At 71.9% G+C, this 17,214-nt stretch carries 14 protein-coding genes and 1 pseudogene; 12 read left to right on the forward strand and 3 right to left on the reverse strand.

Annotated elements, in window-relative coordinates:
- Positions 1-30: 30 nt before the first annotated feature.
- A pseudogene (locus ACIBH1_RS28575) lies at positions 31-1,149 on the forward strand (MFS transporter); the annotation flags it as partial.
- 12 nt (positions 1,150-1,161) lie between these two features.
- Here ACIBH1_RS28575 and ACIBH1_RS28580 read toward each other — a convergent pair.
- Positions 1,162-2,571 (reverse strand): FG-GAP and VCBS repeat-containing protein, encoded by a 1,410-nt coding sequence (locus tag ACIBH1_RS28580; protein WP_397317030.1) that lies wholly within the window; start codon positions 2,569-2,571, stop codon positions 1,162-1,164.
- 67 nt (positions 2,572-2,638) lie between these two features.
- Between ACIBH1_RS28580 and ACIBH1_RS28585 the strand changes: the two genes are divergently transcribed.
- From ACIBH1_RS28585 to ACIBH1_RS28610, 6 genes are all read left to right on the forward strand, one after another.
- Positions 2,639-3,859 (forward strand): cytochrome P450, encoded by a 1,221-nt coding sequence (locus ACIBH1_RS28585; RefSeq protein WP_397317031.1) that lies wholly within the window; start codon positions 2,639-2,641, stop codon positions 3,857-3,859.
- 88 nt (positions 3,860-3,947) lie between these two features.
- On the forward strand, positions 3,948-5,603 hold the full coding sequence (locus ACIBH1_RS28590; RefSeq protein ID WP_397317032.1) for an ABC transporter substrate-binding protein: 1,656 nt from the start codon (positions 3,948-3,950) through the stop codon (positions 5,601-5,603).
- Complete coding sequence (locus ACIBH1_RS28595; protein ID WP_397317033.1) at positions 5,600-6,526, forward strand: ABC transporter permease; 927 nt, start codon at positions 5,600-5,602, stop codon at positions 6,524-6,526. Before ACIBH1_RS28590 ends, ACIBH1_RS28595 begins: the two co-directional genes overlap by 4 nt.
- A complete protein-coding gene (locus ACIBH1_RS28600) occupies positions 6,523-7,506 on the forward strand; it encodes an ABC transporter permease (protein WP_397317034.1) in 984 nt (327 codons plus the stop codon). The genes ACIBH1_RS28595 and ACIBH1_RS28600 overlap by 4 nt, the downstream gene beginning before the upstream one ends.
- Positions 7,503-8,462 carry an ABC transporter ATP-binding protein gene (locus ACIBH1_RS28605; protein WP_397317035.1) on the forward strand — a complete coding sequence of 320 codons (960 nt, stop codon included), beginning with the start codon at positions 7,503-7,505 and terminating at the stop codon, positions 8,460-8,462. Before ACIBH1_RS28600 ends, ACIBH1_RS28605 begins: the two co-directional genes overlap by 4 nt.
- Positions 8,459-9,400 (forward strand): ABC transporter ATP-binding protein, encoded by a 942-nt coding sequence (locus tag ACIBH1_RS28610; protein ID WP_397317036.1) that lies wholly within the window; start codon positions 8,459-8,461, stop codon positions 9,398-9,400. The genes ACIBH1_RS28605 and ACIBH1_RS28610 overlap by 4 nt, the downstream gene beginning before the upstream one ends.
- On the opposite strand, the gene ACIBH1_RS28615 is transcribed toward ACIBH1_RS28610, so the two are convergent.
- Together ACIBH1_RS28615 and ACIBH1_RS28620 are read right to left on the reverse strand one after the other, a co-directional pair.
- Positions 9,397-9,846, reverse strand: a complete 450-nt coding sequence (locus tag ACIBH1_RS28615) for a hypothetical protein (RefSeq protein ID WP_397317037.1) — start codon at positions 9,844-9,846, stop codon at positions 9,397-9,399. The genes ACIBH1_RS28610 and ACIBH1_RS28615 overlap by 4 nt on opposite strands.
- Positions 9,843-11,255, reverse strand: coding sequence for an MFS transporter (locus ACIBH1_RS28620; protein WP_397317038.1), 1,413 nt, complete (start codon positions 11,253-11,255; stop codon positions 9,843-9,845). Before ACIBH1_RS28620 ends, ACIBH1_RS28615 begins: the two co-directional genes overlap by 4 nt.
- A gap of 63 nt (positions 11,256-11,318) precedes the next feature.
- Between ACIBH1_RS28620 and ACIBH1_RS28625 the strand changes: the two genes are divergently transcribed.
- From ACIBH1_RS28625 to ACIBH1_RS28645, 5 genes are all read left to right on the forward strand, one after another.
- Complete coding sequence (locus tag ACIBH1_RS28625; protein WP_397317039.1) at positions 11,319-12,245, forward strand: STM4015 family protein; 927 nt, start codon at positions 11,319-11,321, stop codon at positions 12,243-12,245.
- 250 nt (positions 12,246-12,495) lie between these two features.
- Complete coding sequence (locus ACIBH1_RS28630) at positions 12,496-13,863, forward strand: STM4014 family protein (protein WP_397317040.1); 1,368 nt, start codon at positions 12,496-12,498, stop codon at positions 13,861-13,863.
- On the forward strand, positions 13,860-14,675 hold the full coding sequence (locus tag ACIBH1_RS28635; protein WP_397317041.1) for an STM4013/SEN3800 family hydrolase: 816 nt from the start codon (positions 13,860-13,862) through the stop codon (positions 14,673-14,675). Before ACIBH1_RS28630 ends, ACIBH1_RS28635 begins: the two co-directional genes overlap by 4 nt.
- Entirely contained in the window at positions 14,672-16,090 is a 1,419-nt protein-coding gene (locus ACIBH1_RS28640; protein ID WP_397317042.1) for an STM4012 family radical SAM protein, read from the forward strand. The genes ACIBH1_RS28635 and ACIBH1_RS28640 overlap by 4 nt, the downstream gene beginning before the upstream one ends.
- 274 nt (positions 16,091-16,364) lie before the next feature.
- Entirely contained in the window at positions 16,365-17,204 is an 840-nt protein-coding gene (locus ACIBH1_RS28645; RefSeq protein ID WP_397317115.1) for an STM4011 family radical SAM protein, read from the forward strand.
- Positions 17,205-17,214 lie beyond the last annotated feature (10 nt).

Raw genomic sequence — 17,214 nt, forward strand, 5'->3', positions numbered from 1 at the left:
TAATAATGAGGATGGCTATCTTCTGAGAATATGATCCAGGTTCTCCGCATCCCGGACTTCCGCCTGCTGTGGCTGGCCCGCACCGCGACCACCTTCGGCGCGGGACTGCTGGTCATCGCCGTCCCCGCCCACGTGCACGCCCTCACCGGCTCCGTCACCGCCACCGGACTGACCCTGGCGGTGGAGAACCTGCCGATCCTGCTGCTGGGCCCGCTCGCCGGGTCACTGGCCGACCGGTGGGACCGCAGGCGGCTGATGATCGGCGCCGACCTGCTCCACGCGGCGGCCATCGCCTCGCTGCCGCTGGCCTCCGGCGCCCAGCGGCTGTGGATCGTGTACGCCGCCGTGCTCGTCCAGGGCGCGGCCGCCACCGCCTTCCGCCCCGCCGCCCAGGCGCACCTGCCCGCGGTGGTGGGGGAGGGGCCGATGCTCCCGCGGGCGAACGCGCTGAGCGCCTTCACGGCGGGGATCGTCGGGCTGGTCTCCGCGCCCGTCGGCGGCCTCCTCGCCGCCCGGGGGAACCTGGAGGCGGTCGTGGCGGTCTCGGTCGCGGCGAGCCTGCTGTCGGCCGCGGCCATCGCCAGGACCACAACCCCCTCGGCCCGGCCCCTCGACCAGACCCGGCCGCGCAGGCCGCCCCGTTTCCACCTGCCGCGCCCCGCCAGGGTGCTGCTGGCGTCCCACACGCTCTACCTGGTCGCCAACGCCGCGCTCACCGCCCTGCTCGTGCCCTTCGCCCTGGCCCGCCTGGGCGGCACCACGGAGCTCGGCTACCTGCTGTCGGCCCTCGGCCTGGGCTTCCTCGTCGGCGCCCCGATCAGCGCGAGACTCGTCGAGCGTTTCCCCGCCCGCCCCCTGATCGCCACCGCCCAGGCCCTGGTCGCGCTGGCCTTCCTCGCCATGGTCAACGGCCCCGCGATCGTCGCCGCCTTCCTGGTGGGCGTGCCGGGAGCCCTCGTGCCCGTGGCGCTGTACACCTGGCTGCAGCGCACCACGGCGCCCGGCCTGCTCGGCAGGACCGGCTCGGCGTTCCTCACCGCCGACGCCGCGGCCGCGGTGCTCGGCGCGATCGCCGGGCCGGCCCTGGCCGCGACGGCGGGCCTGCCCGTCGCCCTGAACGCCGCCTGCGCCGTCGCCGTGCTGGCGGCGCTGATCACCTGCTCACGAGAACGCGAACCCGTACAGCCCGCCCCCGCTGGACAACGTCCTGGCCTGGCCGGGCCGCAGGCCGGGGAAGGCGCCGGGCCTGCGGGTCCCCGGCACGATGGTCACGACCCCCCGGCCGGGGGCGGCCACGACCAGCGCGTACACGGGTGAGGCCACGGCCAGCGTCCGGTAGCGCGAGCCTCCGCGCAGCGCCGACAGCGAGGCGCCGAAATCGCGCCCCGACCCCTTGATGAGCAGGTTGCCGCGCCGGGTGAGCCCGCCCGAGCGGGTCCCGGCCAGCACCTGCACCGCGCTCTCGCCCGGCACGCCGACGGCCAGTTCGTCGTCGCCGTCGCCGTTGAAGTCCGCGGCGGCCAGGGAGCTGCCGAACCGGTCGAAGTAGCGCGGCTTGCCGTCGAGGGCGTTCTGCGACCACGCCTCGGCGCGCCGCGACGACAGGCCGCGCCGCGTGCCGTAGAGGACGTGGACCATGCCGTCGCCGTAGTCGAGGGCCCGCTGGTTGGCGGTCAGGCCCTCGCCGGGCGAGCCGACGGCCAGGTCGGCGCGGCCGTCGGCGTTGAAGTCGCCGCTGGTGAGCGCCGCGCCGAAGGAGTCCCACTTCTCCGCCTCGCCCTTGAGGCCGGGGCTGTCCTGGGTGAGGAGCGAGGCGCGGCGGGCGCGCACGTCGATCACGGTGACCGAGCCCTGGCCGTCGAGCACCACGCTGTCGGCGGGCGCGCCGACGACGAGCTCGGCGCGGCCGTCGCCGTCGAAGTCGCCGCCGGTCAGGGCGGCGCCCCACTGGTCGGTGACCCGTCCGGCCTGGCCGATCCAGCCGGTTTCCTGGGTGAGCTTCTTGGCGCCGCGCGTGCCGTACAGGAAGACCGCGCCGCCGCGGCCGTGCGTGGGCGCGCCGATGGCCAGCTCGTCGGCGCGGTCGCCGTCGAAGTCGCCCGCGGCCAGCGCGGCGCCGTACCGGTCGCTGCCTGCCCTGCCCGCGGTCAGGAGCCGGCCCGCGCGCAGCCCGCGGGACGAGCCGTTGAACAGCTGGACGGCGCCGTTGCCGTCGGAGCCGGCGATCCGGGTGCCGAGGAACTCCTCGGAGACGCCCACGGCCAGGTCGGAGCAGCCGTCGGCGTCGAAGTCGCCCACCGCCAGCGCCGAGCCGAACGAGTCGCCCGTCTCGGGCTCGCCGCTGACGCCGGGGGAGTCCTGCGACAGTTTCTCCACGTGGCCCGAGCCGTACAGGACCGTGACGGCGCCGGCACGCGAGCGGCCGGACACCTCCTCGTACGGCGCGGCGACCGCGAGGTCGGCGCGGCCGTCTCCGTCGAAGTCGTGCGGCAGCCCGGAGCAGGCGCGGGCATCGGTGACAGGCGAGGTCAGGACGGCGGCGGCGAGCAGGGCGGCAACTGATGCGCTCATGCTCCGGAGGATTCCCGCCGACCCCGAACCAGGCGTTAACCATCAGGGAACGTGCCAGGATAGACGGGTGGACATCGACCTCGCGGACCTCTCTTTCTGGCGCAAACCGCTCAAGGAGCGCTACGAAGCGTTCGCGTGGCTGCGTCAGCTCGACAAGCCCGTGTTCTTCCCCGAGAAGAAGGTCCCGCTGCTGCGCTCCGGCAGCGGTTTCCACGCCCTGGTCCGGCACGCCGACGTCGTGGAGGCCAGCCGCAACGCCAAGATCTTCTCCAGCGAGCCCGCGGTGACCAACCCCGAGCCGCCCGGCTGGGTGAAGTACGTCTTCGGCGAGTCGATGGTCAACATGGACGACCCCCGCCACGCCCGGCTGCGCAGGATCGTCTCGCGCGCCTTCAGCCCGCGCATGCTGCAGAACCTCCAGGGCGACATCGAGGCGGCCTGCGCCAGGATCGTCGACGACCTGGCGCCGGGAGACTTCGTCGGCCAGGTCGCGGCCAAGCTCCCGATCCACGTCATCTGCGACATGATGGGCATCCCCGATGCCGAGCGCGCACGCGTGCACAAGCACGTCGACGTCTCCACCGCCTACAGCGGCATCCGCCCCAGCTTCTTCCGGAGCCTGACCATGGCCGGGCAGAACGTGCTGGCGCTGCTGGCCCTGCAGCGGCTGGTGATCAGGCTCGGCCACGAGCGCACCGGCAATCCCGGCGCCGACCTGGTCACCGCGCTCGTCACCGCCAACCCCGACGGCGAGAAGCTGACCGACCGCGAGCTCGGCTCGTTCTTCTCGCTGCTGCTGGTGGCCGGCAACGAGACCGCGCGCAACACCATGGCCCACGGCATCAAGCTGCTCACCGACAACCCGGCCCAGCGTGAGCTGCTGATGAGCGACTTCGACGCGCACATCGGCAACACCATCGAGGAGATGGTGCGCTTCGTCTCGCCGATCATGCAGTTCCGCCGCACGGTCACCGACGACTACGAGCTCAACGGGCTGGAGTTGAAGAAGGGCGACAAGGTCGTGCTCTTCTACGGCTCGGCCAACCGAGACGAGGCGGTCTTCCCCGACCCCGACAGCTTCGACATCACCCGCGACACCAAGCCGCACGTCGGCTTCGGCGGCCCAGGGCCGCACTTCTGCCTGGGCGCGAACCTGGCCCGCCAGGAGCTGCGCACGATGTTCCGCGAGCTGCTCACCCGCCTGCCCGGCATCAGGTCCGTGGGGGAGCCCGAGCTGCTGGTGTCGAACTTCGACAACAGCGTGCGGCGCCAGGCGTTCACTTTCTAGCCCGGGGACACGGCTTGATAACGCACTCTTGTCAGTAATATTTCACATTACTATGTTACGTGTCACCCAACCGCTTATGGAGTGACACATGCGCAGAACTGCGGGCCTGCTGGCCGCCGCCTTAGTGACCCTCACCGCCTGCGGGAGCAAGGCCGAGGTCGCGACAGGCGGTGAGAACGGCAAGGGCGGCACCCTCACGGTCCTGGCGACCAGCGACTTCGGCCACCTGGACCCGGCGCGCAACTGGACCATGCGGGAGATGATGTTCGGCTCCCGCCTGCTCTACCGGACGCTCACGACCTACAAGGCCGGCAGCTCCGAGATCGTGCCCGACCTGGCCACCGACCTCGGCACCTCCTCCGACGGCGGCAAGACCTGGACGTTCACCCTCAAGGACGGGCTGAAGTACGAGGACGGCACGCCGATCAAGGCCGCCGACGTCAAGCACAACGTCGAGCGCTCGATGGCGCCCGACATCACCGGCGGCCCCGACTACGCCAAGAATCTGCTGGTCGGCGGCACTGAGTACAAGGGCCCCTACGACGGCAAGCACCTGGACTCCATCGAGACCCCCGACGACAAGACCATCGTCTTCAAGCTCAAGCGCCCGGCGGGGGAGTTCTCCTACACCGTGACGCTGCCGACGTTCTCCCCGGTGCCCGTGGCCAAGGACACCAAGGTCGAGTACGACAACCGGCCCTTCTCCTCCGGCCCTTACAAGATCGAGAAGTACGAGCGCGGCAAGGAACTCGTCCTGATCCGCAACGAGCACTGGGACGCCAAGTCCGACCCGGTGCGCCTCGCGCTCCCTGACAGGATCCACGTCAAGCAGGGCCAGGACGGCGACACCATCACCGACCGCCTCATCGCGAGCTCCGGCGACGACGCGAGCGCGATCGGCTGGCTGCACGTCGGCCAGCAGAGCCTGTCGAAGATCCTGCCCAACCCGCAGGCCAAGGAGCGCCTGGTCACGATGGTGACCGGCTGCACCGACTGGATCAGCTTCAACACCCCCAAGAAGCCCTTCGACGACCCGAAGGTGCGCCAGGCCGTTCACTACGCGCTGGACAAGGAAGCCATCCAGACCGCCTTCGGCGGGCCCAACATGGCCGAGATCGCCACCGCCTACCTGCCGCCCACCATGACCGGCGGCGCCAAGCAGGACGTCTACGCGATCCCGCCCGCCGGAGACGTGGACAAGGCCAAGGCGCTGCTGGCCGAGGCCGGTGTCGCCCTCCCGCTCAAGGTCACGATGACCACGACCACCACCAGCAACACCACCGAGACGGCCATCCAGGAGAGCCTGAAGAAGGTCGGCATCGAGGTCGAGCTCAACCCCGTCGACGGCGCCGTCTTCAACGACCACTCCGGCGACCTGGCCAAGGCCGACGAGATGTCGGTGCACGGCTGGTGCCCCGACTACCCCAACGGCTCCAGCTTCCTGCCGCCCATCCTCGACGGCCGCAACGTCATGCCGACCGGCAACAGCGGCAACACCGCCTTCTTCAAGGACGGCGAGGTCGACAAGAAGATCGACGAGATCTACACCATCGAGGACCCCACGGCCTCCAACAAGGCCTGGCAGGAGCTCGACTCGGCCGTGATGCGGAAGCTCCCGATGGCCCCGATCGCCTGGGCCAAGCGCAGCTTCCTGTTCGGCAAGAACGTCACCGGCGTCGCCAACCACCCCGTCTGGGCCGCCCAGCCCGACTACGCGACGATCGGCGTGAAGAAGTCCTCGTGACCATCACGCAGATCGAGGCCGCACCTCCTCGCTCGCCGGGCCGCCTCGCGCTGGCCCGGCTGCGCGCCGACCGCCCCGCCATGGCGGGCCTCGTCATCGTCGCCGTCCTGGTGGCGCTGTCGGCGCTGGCGCCGCTGATCACGTGGTGGACCGGCTGGGCCCCCGAGACCTTCGACAAGAGCGCGATCGACCCGAATCTCGGCGGCCTGCCCCGCGGCGCGTGGGGCGGCGTCAGCGCCGAACACCTGCTCGGCGTCGAGCCGGTGACCGGCCGCGACCTGCTGGCCAGGGTCCTGTACGGCGGGCAGGTCTCGCTCCTGGTCGCCCTGGCGGCCACCGCGATCACCATGGTCACCGGCCTCGCGCTGGGCCTGCTGGCCGGCTACCTCGGCGGCTGGGCCGACACCGTGATCAGCCGCCTGATCGACCTGCTCATGTCCTTCCCGAGCCTGATCTTCATGATCGCCGTGCTCTCGGTCGTGCGCGACGTCAACCGGATCGTGCTGCTGGTGACGGTCATGGCCGTCTTCGGCTGGACCGTGATCGCCCGCATCGCCCGCGGCCAGGTGCTCACCCTGAAGCACCGGGAGTACGTCGAGGCCGCCAGGGTCGGCGGCGCCATGACCGGGCACGTGCTGTTCAAGGAGGTGCTGCCGGGACTGACCGCTCCGATCCTCGTCTACGCCACCCAGTCCATCCCCGCCTACATCGGCGCGGAGGCGGCGCTCAGCTTCCTGGGCGTCGGCGTCCGGCCGCCCACCCCCTCCTGGGGACAGATGATCAACAACGCGCGCGGCTGGTTCATGACCGACCCGATGTACCTGGCCGTGCCCTGCTTCTTCCTGGGGCTCACCGTGCTCGCCTTCACACTGCTCGGCGACGGCCTGCGCGACGCCTTCGACCCCAAGGAGGAGCCCGCGTGATCCTCTACACGCTGCGCCGCCTCGGCGCCATGGCCCTGATCCTGCTGGCCATCTGCGCGATCACCTTCTCGGTCTTCTACCTGCTGCCCGACGACCCCGCCCTGGACGCCTGCGGCAAGACCTGCTCGCCGGAACGCCTGGCCGACGTCAGGCACGCCATGGGGCTCGACCAGCCGGTCGTCGCGCAGTTCACCGCCTACGTGGCGGGCATCTTCACCGGCCGCACCCTGGGCGCGACCGGGCTGGAGTGCGCCGCGCCGTGCCTGGGCTACTCCTGGCAGTACACCACCCCGGTCTGGGACCTGCTCCTGGACCGCCTGGGCGCCTCCGCCTCGCTGGCCGCGGGCGCCGCCCTCCTGTGGCTGGCGGCCGGGGTGGCGATGGGCGTGGTGGCGGCCGTGCGCAAGGGCACGCTGCTCGACCGCGGCATCGTGCTGTCGGCGCTGACGATGACCTCCGTGCCCGTCTATCTCATCGCCGCGCTGCTCATCTACTTCGTGATCCTGCGCGGCGAGCTGCTGCCCTATCCCGACTACCAGCCGCCGCTGGAGGACCCCGCCGCCTGGGCGGGAGCCCTGGTCCTGCCGTGGATCACCCTGGCCGCCCTCTACGCGGCCATGTACATCAGGCTCACCCGCGCCTCGATGATCGAGACGATGGCCGAGCCGTACATCCGCACCGCCCGCGCCAAGGGCCTGCCCGAGCGCACGGTCGTCGTCAAGCACGGGCTGCGCTCGACCGTGACCCCGATCCTCACCATCTTCGGCATCGACCTGGGCGGGCTGCTGGCCGGAGCGATGATCACCGAGACCATGTTCGGCCTGCCCGGCCTGGGCAAGCTCACCTTCGACGCGATCGGCAAGTCCGACCAGCCGGTCGTGCTCGGCGTGACGCTGCTGGCCGCCTTCTTCATCACCTTCGCCAACCTGGCCGTGGACCTGCTCTACGGCGTGATCGACCCGCGGGTGAGGTACACGTGATCCTCCAGGTGTCGGACCTGTCGGTCTCCTTCGGCGGCGTCCAGGTCGTCGACGGGCTGTCGTTCTCCGTCGAACGCGGGCGCACGCTGGGCATCGTCGGCGAGTCGGGGTCGGGCAAGTCCGTCTCGTCGCTGGCCGTCATGGGGCTGCACCGCGCGGCCACGGTCAGCGGATCGGTGCTCTTCGACGGCGAGGAACTCGTCGGCGCCCCGGCCGAAAAGCTGCGGCGGCTGCGCGGCAACCGGATGGCGATGATCTTCCAGGATCCGCTGTCGTCGCTGCACCCCTTCTACACCGTCGGCGAGCAGATCGCCGAGGCCTACCGCCTGCACCGCCGTACCTCCCGGCGCGAGGCCCGCGCCCGCGCGGTCGAGATGCTCGCCGAGGTGGGCATCCCCTCGCCGCGCCGGCGGGCGGGCGAACACCCGCACCACTTCTCCGGCGGCATGCGCCAGCGCGTGATGATCGCGATGGCGCTGGCGTGCGAGCCCGACCTGCTCATCGCCGACGAACCGACGACCGCGCTCGACGTCACCGTGCAGGCGCAGATCCTCGAACTGATCAAGCGCATCCAGGCCGAGCGCGGACTCGCCGTCATCATGATCACCCACGACCTGGGCGTGGTGGCGCGCGTCGCCGACGACGTCCTGGTCATGTACGGCGGGCGCAGCGTCGAGGAGTCGCCGGTGCGCCCGCTGTTCAAGCTGCCGCGGCACCCGTACACACGGGGACTGCTGGCCTCGATACCCGGTTCCGGGCGGGACGCCGAGGGAGACGGCGACGGCGGAAGGCTCCGGGCGATCCCCGGCCAGCCGCCCTCGCCACCGGCGTTCCCGCCCGGATGCCGGTTCCACCCGCGCTGCCCGGTCGCCGCCGACGTGTGCGCGTCGGAGCGGCCCCCGCTGCTCGGCGAGGGCCGGCGGGTCGCCTGCCACCTGGAAGGAGCCGCCCGATGAGCACCCCGCTCGCGTCGTCGCAGGGAGAGCCGCTGCTGTCGGTGCGCGACCTGCGGATGACCTTCCGCGGCGGCGTGCGCGCCGTCGACGGGGTCGGCTTCGACCTGGCCCCGGGCGAGACCCTGGGCCTCGTCGGTGAGTCCGGCTGCGGCAAGTCCACCACCGGCCGCATGGTCGTGCGCCTCCTGGAGCCCACCGGCGGGCGGATCCTGTTCGGCGGGCGCGACCTCACCCGGCTCAGCCAGCGCGACCTGCTGCCGATCCGCCGCGAGCTGTCGATGATCTTCCAGGATCCGTTCTCCTCGCTCAACCCCCGCCAGACCGTGCACCAGATCGTCTCCGGCCCGCGCGACCTGCTCAACCGCGAGCAGGTCGGCGACCTGCTCGAACGCGTCGGCCTGTCGGCGCACCACGCCGGGCGCTTCCCGCACCAGTTCTCCGGCGGCCAGGCCCAGCGCATCGGCATCGCCCGCGCCCTGGCCTCGCGGCCACGCCTGATCGTCTGCGACGAGCCCGTCTCCGCGCTGGACGTCTCCATCCAGGCGCAGATCGTCAACCTCCTGGCCGACCTGCAGACCGACCTCGGCCTGGCCTACCTGTTCATCGCCCACGACCTGTCCGTGGTGCGGCACATGTGCGCCAGGGTCGCGGTCATGTACCTCGGCAGGATCGTCGAGATCGGCGCCCGCGAGCAGATCTACGGCGCGCCCGCCCACCCCTACACGCGGGCGCTGCTGTCGGCCGTGCCGGTGCCCGATCCCGACGTCGAGGCCACCAGGGAACGCATCGTGCTGCGCGGCGACCCGCCCAGCCCCGCGGCGCCGCCGCCGGGGTGCACCTTCCACCCGCGCTGCCACCTGGCGCAGGACATCTGCCGTACGGCCCGCCCCGAGCTGAGGGAGGTGAACGGCCGCCAGGTCGCCTGCCACCTGGCCTAGGAGCCGCGCGGTTCGAGCCCGTCCCAGCCCCAGTGGGGGGTGTGCCGCCCCGGAGGCACGACGGCGTCGGGGGCGTTGAAGGCCAGCACCTCGCCCACCGCCCACTCCATGTACGCCCGCAGCCCGTCGCGGAACGCGGGGTCCTCCGGGAGCCCCGCGTCGTCGGCCGCCCGCACGAAACAGGCGACGAACCGCTCGCCCAGGTCGTCCTCCATGCCGTTGCGCGCATGGAGGTCGAGCATCTCGGACTGGTCCAGCCCGCTGTCCGGCCCGCCGAACACCTCGGCGAGATAGGCGGCCAGACGCCTGACGTGCTCCGGATGCAGCCGGTGCGAGAACGGATGGTTCAGCACCGGATCGGCCCGGCAACGCTCGTGGTGGGCGGCGGCCAGCGCCTCGAAGGCCGCCAGTCCCCCCGCGAAGTCGTACATGGTCGTCCCCGTCATGACCGGGAGTCTGGCACAGCCTCGCGATCGTCTACCAGGACATTCGTCCGGATGGTCACGAACGTCAGGAGCGCGGAGACGCCCATCAGCACCGCGCTGATCCACATCGCCTGCTTGTAGCCCGCATCGAACAACGCCGGATCCTTGAAGGCGTTGCCCACCAGGCCCACCAGCGGCGGGATCGCGGCCACCAGAAGCAGGCTGCCGGTGCGGGCGACCGCGTTGTTCACGCCGCTCGCCGTACCCGCGTAACGCTCGTCGGCGGAGGCCAGCACGGTCGCGGTCAGCGGCGCGACCGCGGCCGACAACCCCAGGCCGAAGACGGTCACCGCCGGGATCACCTGGAGCCAGTACGAGGAGCCCTCGCCCACGAACGCCAACCAGACGAAGCCGAGCCCCGCGACCAGGATGCCGATCGTCATCGGCCAGCGCGGGCCGACCCGTTTGGCGACCTCGCCCGCCCGCGCCGACAGCAGCATCATCAGGATCGTCACCGGCAGCAGGGCCGAGCCCGCGGCGATCGGGGAGAAGCCCGACACCACCTGCAACTGCACGCCGAGCAGGAAGAAGACGACGCCCATCGCGCCGTACATGACCAGGGTGACGACGTTGATCGCGGAGAACACGCGGTTGGAGAACAGGCCGACGGGCACCAGCGCGTCGGGGGAGCGGCGGATCTCCAGCACCACGAACGCGATCGCCAGCGCGACGCCCAGGCCCAGCGGGATCGGCGCCCCGCTCTCGATCAGGCCGTAGGTGATGCCCGCCAGCGCGAGCGCGGCCAGGACGCTCCCGGCCACGTCGAAACGCCCGTGCGCCTGCTCGTCGCGCGTCTCGGGCACATGACGCAGCGTCACCCACACCACGAGCGCGGCGAACGGCAGATTGATCAGGAACGCCCAGCGCCAGCCGGGACCCTGCACCAGCCAGCCGCCCAGGAGCGGCCCGATCGCGCTGGCCACGCCGCCCAGCCCCGACCAGGCGCCCACCGCGCGCGGGCGGTCCTCACGGCAGAAGGACGCCTGGATGATCGCCAGCGAGCCCGGGGTCAGGAGCGCGCCGCCGACCCCTTGCAGGGCGCGGGAGAGGTTGAGGATCTCGATCGTCGGCGCCAGCCCGCACAACGCCGACGCCACGGCGAACCAGACCGTGCCGATCAGGAAGATCTTCCGCCTGCCGTACCGGTCCCCGAGACCGCCGCCGAGCAGGATCAGGCCCGCGAGCGTGAGGGTGTAGGCGTTGATGGTCCACTGCAGGCCGGCCATGTCGGCGCCCAGATCGTCGCCGATGAACGGCAGCGCGACGTTGACCACGGTGGAGTCGAGCATCGCCATGCCGGAGCCGAGCACGGTGGCGAGCAGGATCCACCGGCCCTGCGGGGTTTTCAGACGAACTTGGGCGAAGGCCATGGTTTTCATCTTGTCACCGGCGACTGATAGACCTGGTCTCCCCCTCGGCAAAAGGAGTCCACGTTGATCAGCGAGCACCTGTCGGAATTCCACGGCCTGCGTGTGCACCCGGTCGGCCAGCCCGCCGACGCAGCCTCGGTGGCCTGGCGCGTCTGGGGCGACCCCTCCTTCGAGGACGAGGAGGAATCCTTCCCCGACTGCTTCCAGCAGCTGCTCGACACCGTCGACTGCTCCCGCGTGCGTGCCATCGTCGTCGGCACCTGGGGCTGGGCCCACGACGACGACCACGCCGACGTGCCCGTCCGGCTCCTGGCCTCCTCCGCCGACCGCCTCCCCGCACTGGAGGCGATCTTCCTGGGCGACTACGTCAGCGAGGAGTCCGAGATCTCCTGGATCGGGCAGAGCGACATCACCCCACTGCTGACCGCCTACCCGCGGCTCAAGCGCCTCGACGTGCGCGGCGGCGTCGGCCTCGAGCTGCAGCCCGTCACCCACACCACGCTCGAGACGCTTCGCTTCGAAACCGGCGGCCTGCCCGCCCACGTCATCCGCGCCGTCGGCGCCGGCGACCTGCCCGCCCTGCGCCACCTCGAGATGTGGCTCGGCACCGTCCACTACGGCGGCGACTCGGGGCCCGCCGACTGGGCCGACATCCTCGACGGCTCCCGGCTGCCCGCCCTCACCCACCTCGGACTCCAGAACAGCGAACGCCAGGACGAGGTCGCCGCCGCCATCGCCTCCGCGCCCGTCGTGGCGCGGCTGGAGACGCTCGACCTGTCGATGGGCACCTTCGGCGACGAGGGGGCGGAGGCGCTGCTCGCGGGGCAGCCGCTGACGCACCTCAAGCGGCTCAACCTCGACAACCAGTACATGAGCGAGGAGATGCTGGGGCGGCTGCTGGAGGCGCTGCCGGGGGTGGAGGTGCCGCACAAGGCGGGGGAGACGTACGGCGGCTCGCCCGGGGAGCGCTACATCGAGGTCTCGGAGTGACGCCGGGCGGCTACGCAGTGACGGGGCGGCTTCCGGGCGTAGAGCTCGTGCCCGCGCCGGCGGGGCGGCCTACGGGTGTAGAGCTCGTGCCCAGGTCGGTGGGGCGGCCTACAGGTGTAGAGCTCGTGCCCAGGTCGGTGGGGCGGCCTACGGGCGTAGAGCTCGTGCCCGCGTCGGCGGGGCGGGTGACGCGGGCGTGAGCATGCGTGCGGTCGGGCGGCCACATGCCCTTTCGGGCACGGACAGTGGTGTGGCCGGGCAGCCCCTCGTCGTCGCGGCCGAGCGCACTGCCGCGGCCGCCCGGCCACTCGTCGTCGTGGGTGTGCCCGGAGACCGGCGCGTCACCATGTTCGGCGCCGCGGCCCTCAACGCCGGGTTCGCCGAGCCCGTCGTGGTGCCCTGGCTCGACGTGCTGTCGGGCCGCCCCCTCGACGTGCCCGCGGGCGCGCTCGTCCGCATCGACTCGCCCGGCGAGGACCCTGACTGCGACGCCCTGCTGCGCGGCCCCGGCTCGCCGACCCGCGTCGGTGGCGGCGCACGGTGGCACCGGACGTTCGTGCGCGGGCTGAACCGCGTACGGCAGGCGGCCGACGCGGCGGGCGCGCGCCTGTGCGGGGACGTCGACGAGATCGGCGAGCTGTTCGACAAACGCCTGTGCCACGCCCGCCTCAACGCCGCCGGCGTCCCGGTACCAGCGGCCCTGACCGCTTCACTACCGGCCCCATCCGCCCTGACACCGGCCTCGTCCGCCCTGACGCTGGCTCCTTCCACCTCGCCAATGGCCTCGTCCGCTCCGCCTCCGCCCCCGGCCCCGCCCCCGGCCCCGCCCCCGGCCTCGTCCGCATCGGCACCTGCCCGGCCCATCCCATCCCCGGCCTCGTTTCCACCGAGCCCGACTTCGTCCGCCCCACCACCGCTACCGGCCCCGTCCGCCCTGGCCACCACCATCGGCCCACCCATCCGCATCCGCGGCTACGACCACCTGCGCGCGCTCATGAGCGCCGCCCGCCACCCTCGCGTGTTCGTCAAACCGGCCCACGGCTCCTCCGCCTCCGGCGTCGTCGCCCTGCACGCCGCGGGCGCCCGACTGTCCGCCACCACCTCCGTCGAGCTCACCCCCGACGGCCACCTCCACAACTCCCTGACCGTCCGCACCTACACCGACGAACGCGACGTGGCCACCATCATCGACACCCTCGCCCCCGACGGCCTCCACGTGGAGCGATGGTTCCCCAAAGCCTCCCTCGACGGCGGAGTCTTCGATCTCCGCGTCGTCGTCATCGACGGCCGCCCCACCCACGCGGTCGCCCGCGTCAGCCGTACTCCCATGACCAACCTCCACCTCGGCGGCAGGCGGGGCGACCTGCAACAGGTCGTCGCCCGCCTCGGAGAGCCCGGCTGGCGGCACGCTCTCGACGTGTGCGCCAGAGCCGCCGCCTGCTTCCCCGCCACCCCGATGGTCGCCGTCGACCTGATGATCGGCGCGAACTGGCGCAGCGTCGCCGTCGCCGAGGTGAACGCCTTCGGCGACCTGCTCCCGAACCTGACCGGCCTGCCCGGCAGCGGCACGGAGGACATGGACACCTACGCCGCCCAGATCGCGAGATTCCCCCGGTGAGAGACGCCCGCCGGATCATCGGCACCCACAACATCCTGCTCCTGACCCTCGACACGCTCCGCTACGACGTCGCCGTCGAGCTGCTCGACCAGGGCAGGCTCCCCAACCTGGCCCAAGCCCTGCCTGATGGCCGGTGGGAGCGACGGCACGCGCCGGGCAGCTTCACCTACGCCTCGCACGCGGCCATGCTGGCCGGGTTCCTCCCCACGCCGGCCACGCCCGGCCCGCATCCGCGCCTGTTCGCCGCGGCGTTCCCCGGCAGCGAGACCACTGCGCCAGGCACCTGGGTCTTCGACGCCGCCAACCTGCCGTCCGGCCTGGCCAAGGCGGGCTATCACACGGTCTGCGTCGGCGGCGTGGGCTTCTTCAACAAGCTGACCCCGCTCGGCTCGGCGCTGCCGTCGCTGTTCGCCGAGTCGCACTGGGAGCCCGCGTTCGGGGTGACCTGCGCGACCTCGTTCGAGGAACAGCTGGCCCGCGTCGAGGAGGTCGTGCCAGGGCGGGAGGAGCCGGTGTTCCTGCTGCTCAACGTCTCGGCGCTGCACCAGCCGAACTGGTTCTACCTGCCTGACGGCGACCCGGGCGCGGGTGACGGCAGGGAGAGTCACGCGGCGGCCCTGGAGTACGTCGACCGGCATGTCGGGCGGCTGTTCGCGCTGATGGCCGCCGACCGGCCGTGCATGACCATCGTGTGCTCCGACCACGGTACGGCCTACGGCGAATCCGGATATGTCGGTCACCGCATCGGCCACGAGGTCGTCTGGACGGTGCCCTACGGCGAGTTCGTGATCGAGAAGGGGGAGTGGGCATGACCACCCACGACACGACACCCGACACCCTCGCCCACCCCGGGACCGGCCCCGGCTCCGGCCTCGGCCCCGGCTTCGGGACTGGCACTGCCCCCGGCCCCGGCCCCGGCGCCGACTCCGGGGCTGCCCTGGGCGCCTCGCCGTACCAGAGCTACGTCTACGCCTACCCCCACAAAACCGCCTACCGTCCCCTCGACCCGCGCCCTGCCCTGCGCGACGTCTGGGCGAACGAGCACACCGACGCCCTCTTCCTCTACCTCCACATCCCCTTCTGCGAGATGCGCTGCGGCTTCTGCAACCTGTTCACCAGAACCGGCGCCCCTGCTGACCTCGTCGCCGCCTATCTCGACGCGCTCGAACGCCAGGCCGCAGCTGTACGGCAGGCGATCCCGCACGCGCGCTTCGCCACCGCGGCCATCGGCGGCGGCACCCCCACCTACCTCGAGGCCGGTGAACTCGCCCGCTTGCTCGACCTCACCGAGAAGATCATGGGCGCCGACTTCCGCGCCATCCCCCTGGGCGTGGAGACCTCCCCGGCCACCGCCACCCCCGACCGCCTGGCCGTCCTCGCCGAACGCGGCACCACCCGCGTCTCCATCGGCGTACAGAGCTTCCTCGACTCGGAGGCCCGCGCGGCCGTACGCCCCCAGCGCCGCAGCGAGGTCGAAGCGGCGCTCGCCGCGATCCGCGCCGCCGCCATCCCCGCCCTCAACATCGACCTCATCTACGGCATCGACGGCCAGACGCCCGCCACCTGGCGTCGCTCGCTCGACGCCGCCCTCGCCTGGAGGCCGGAGGAGATCTACCTCTACCCGCTGTACGTCCGTCCCCTCACCGGCCTCGGCCTCCTCGGCCGCGACTGGGACGACCAGCGCATGTCCCTCTACCTGCAAGGCCGCGATCACCTGCTGGCGGCGGGGTACGAACAGGTGTCGATGCGCATGTTCCGCCTGCCGGGCACCGGCGCCACCACCGAATACTGCTGCCAGCGCGACGGCATGGTCGGGCTCGGCTGCGGCGCCCGCTCGTACACCTCCGCGCTGCACTACTCCTTCGAGTACGCGGTGGGCGTGCGGCACGTGCGCTCGATCATCGACGATTTCGTCCGGATGCCGCAGGAGGCCTTCGGCACGGCCAACGTCGGGTTCGCGCTGGACGGGGCGGAGCAGCGGCGCCGCTACCTCGTCCAGTCGCTGCTGCAGGTCGCGGGGCTGGACCGGCGTGCCTACGCCGAGCGGTTCGGCGGCGACGTGCTCGACGACTTCGAACTGGACGCCCTCGCCGGGCGCGGCTGGTTGGAGGCGGACACCGCCAGGGTGTGGCTCACCCCCAAAGGGCTCGCGCACTCGGACTCGATCGGGCCATGGCTCTTCTCGGGGGCGGTCCGGGAACTCATGGACTCGTATGACCTCCGATGAGCCCCTGTCGCCGACCCCGGGCGAGGGCGGCGGGAAGGGGGAGCGGGTGGACGAGGCGCGGCGGCTGTCGATCTGGGACATCACCCCACGGACGACGGACCCCGGGTCTGAGCGGCTCGGCGACGGACGCGGGATGGGCGACGAACGTGGGAGCGGTGACCAACGCGGGAGTGGCGACGAACGCGGGCTCGGCGACGAACGTGGGAGTGGCGACGAACGTGGGAGTGGCGACGAGCGCGCCCGCAGGGCCACTGCTCGGCGCGAGGAGCTCACCATCCTCTACCGCGGCCCCCTGGCCAGCTGCGACTACGACTGCCCCTACTGTCCCTTCGCCAAGCGCCGCGACAGCCCTGAGCGGCTGCGCGCCGACCGGGCGGCGCTGGAGCGCTTCACGGACTGGGCCGGAGCGCAGGAGTTCCCCATCTCCGTGCTGTTCACCCCGTGGGGCGAGGGTCTGGTGCGATCGTGGTACCGGCGCGCCATGGTCGAGCTGAGCCACGCGCCGCACATCGCGACCGTCGCCATCCAGACCAACCTCGGCACCCGCCTCGACTGGCTCGCCGACGCCGATCCGGCCACCCTGGCCCTCTGGGTCACCTACCACCCCGGCCAGGTCGCGTACGCCCGCTTCCTCGCCAAATGTCGCGAACTCGTCGAGCGTGGGACCCGTTTCAGCGTGGGCGTCGTGGGGCTGCCCGAGCACCTGGAGGCCGCACGCAGGCTGCGCGCCGACCTCCCGCCCTCGGTCTACCTGTGGGTCAATGCGGCGGAAGGTCACTCCTACACCGACGGGGAAGCGGCCACCTGGACAGAGCTCGACCCGCTCTTCGGCTTCAGCCGCACGCCTCACCGCAGTCTCGGCCTGCCCTGCCGTACCGGGCACAGCGTCGTGTCGGTCGACGGCGACGGGCTCGTACGGCGATGCCACTTCGTGCCGGAGGCGCTGGGGAACCTGTACGACGGCACCGCCCTGCGTGCCCTGCGTCCCCGGCCCTGCCCGCTCGCGGTGTGCGACTGCCACATCGGCTACGTGCATCTGGAGCCGCTCGACCTTTACCGGGTCTTCGCCGGAGGAGTGCTGGAGCGAGTCCCGGCCGCCTGGCCGCGCGGGTGAGCGGGCGAAC

Origin of the sequence: Nonomuraea sp. NPDC050663 (assembly GCF_044456985.1) — a bacterium.
Taxonomy (GTDB): domain Bacteria; phylum Actinomycetota; class Actinomycetes; order Streptosporangiales; family Streptosporangiaceae; genus Nonomuraea.

Bases quoted from the DNA above. Each gene is read 5' to 3' on its own strand.
- ACIBH1_RS28580 (WP_397317030.1), bottom strand. From the start codon at position 2,571: ATGAGCGCATCAGTTGCCGCCCTGCTCGCCGCCGCCGTCCTGACCTCG.
- ACIBH1_RS28590 (WP_397317032.1), top strand. From the start codon at position 3,948: ATGCGCAGAACTGCGGGCCTGCTGGCCGCCGCCTTAGTGACCCTCACC.
- ACIBH1_RS28610 (WP_397317036.1), top strand. From the start codon at position 8,459: ATGAGCACCCCGCTCGCGTCGTCGCAGGGAGAGCCGCTGCTGTCGGTG.
- ACIBH1_RS28615 (WP_397317037.1), bottom strand. From the start codon at position 9,846: ATGACGGGGACGACCATGTACGACTTCGCGGGGGGACTGGCGGCCTTC.
- ACIBH1_RS28620 (WP_397317038.1), bottom strand. From the start codon at position 11,255: ATGGCCTTCGCCCAAGTTCGTCTGAAAACCCCGCAGGGCCGGTGGATC.
- ACIBH1_RS28640 (WP_397317042.1), top strand. From the start codon at position 14,672: ATGACCACCCACGACACGACACCCGACACCCTCGCCCACCCCGGGACC.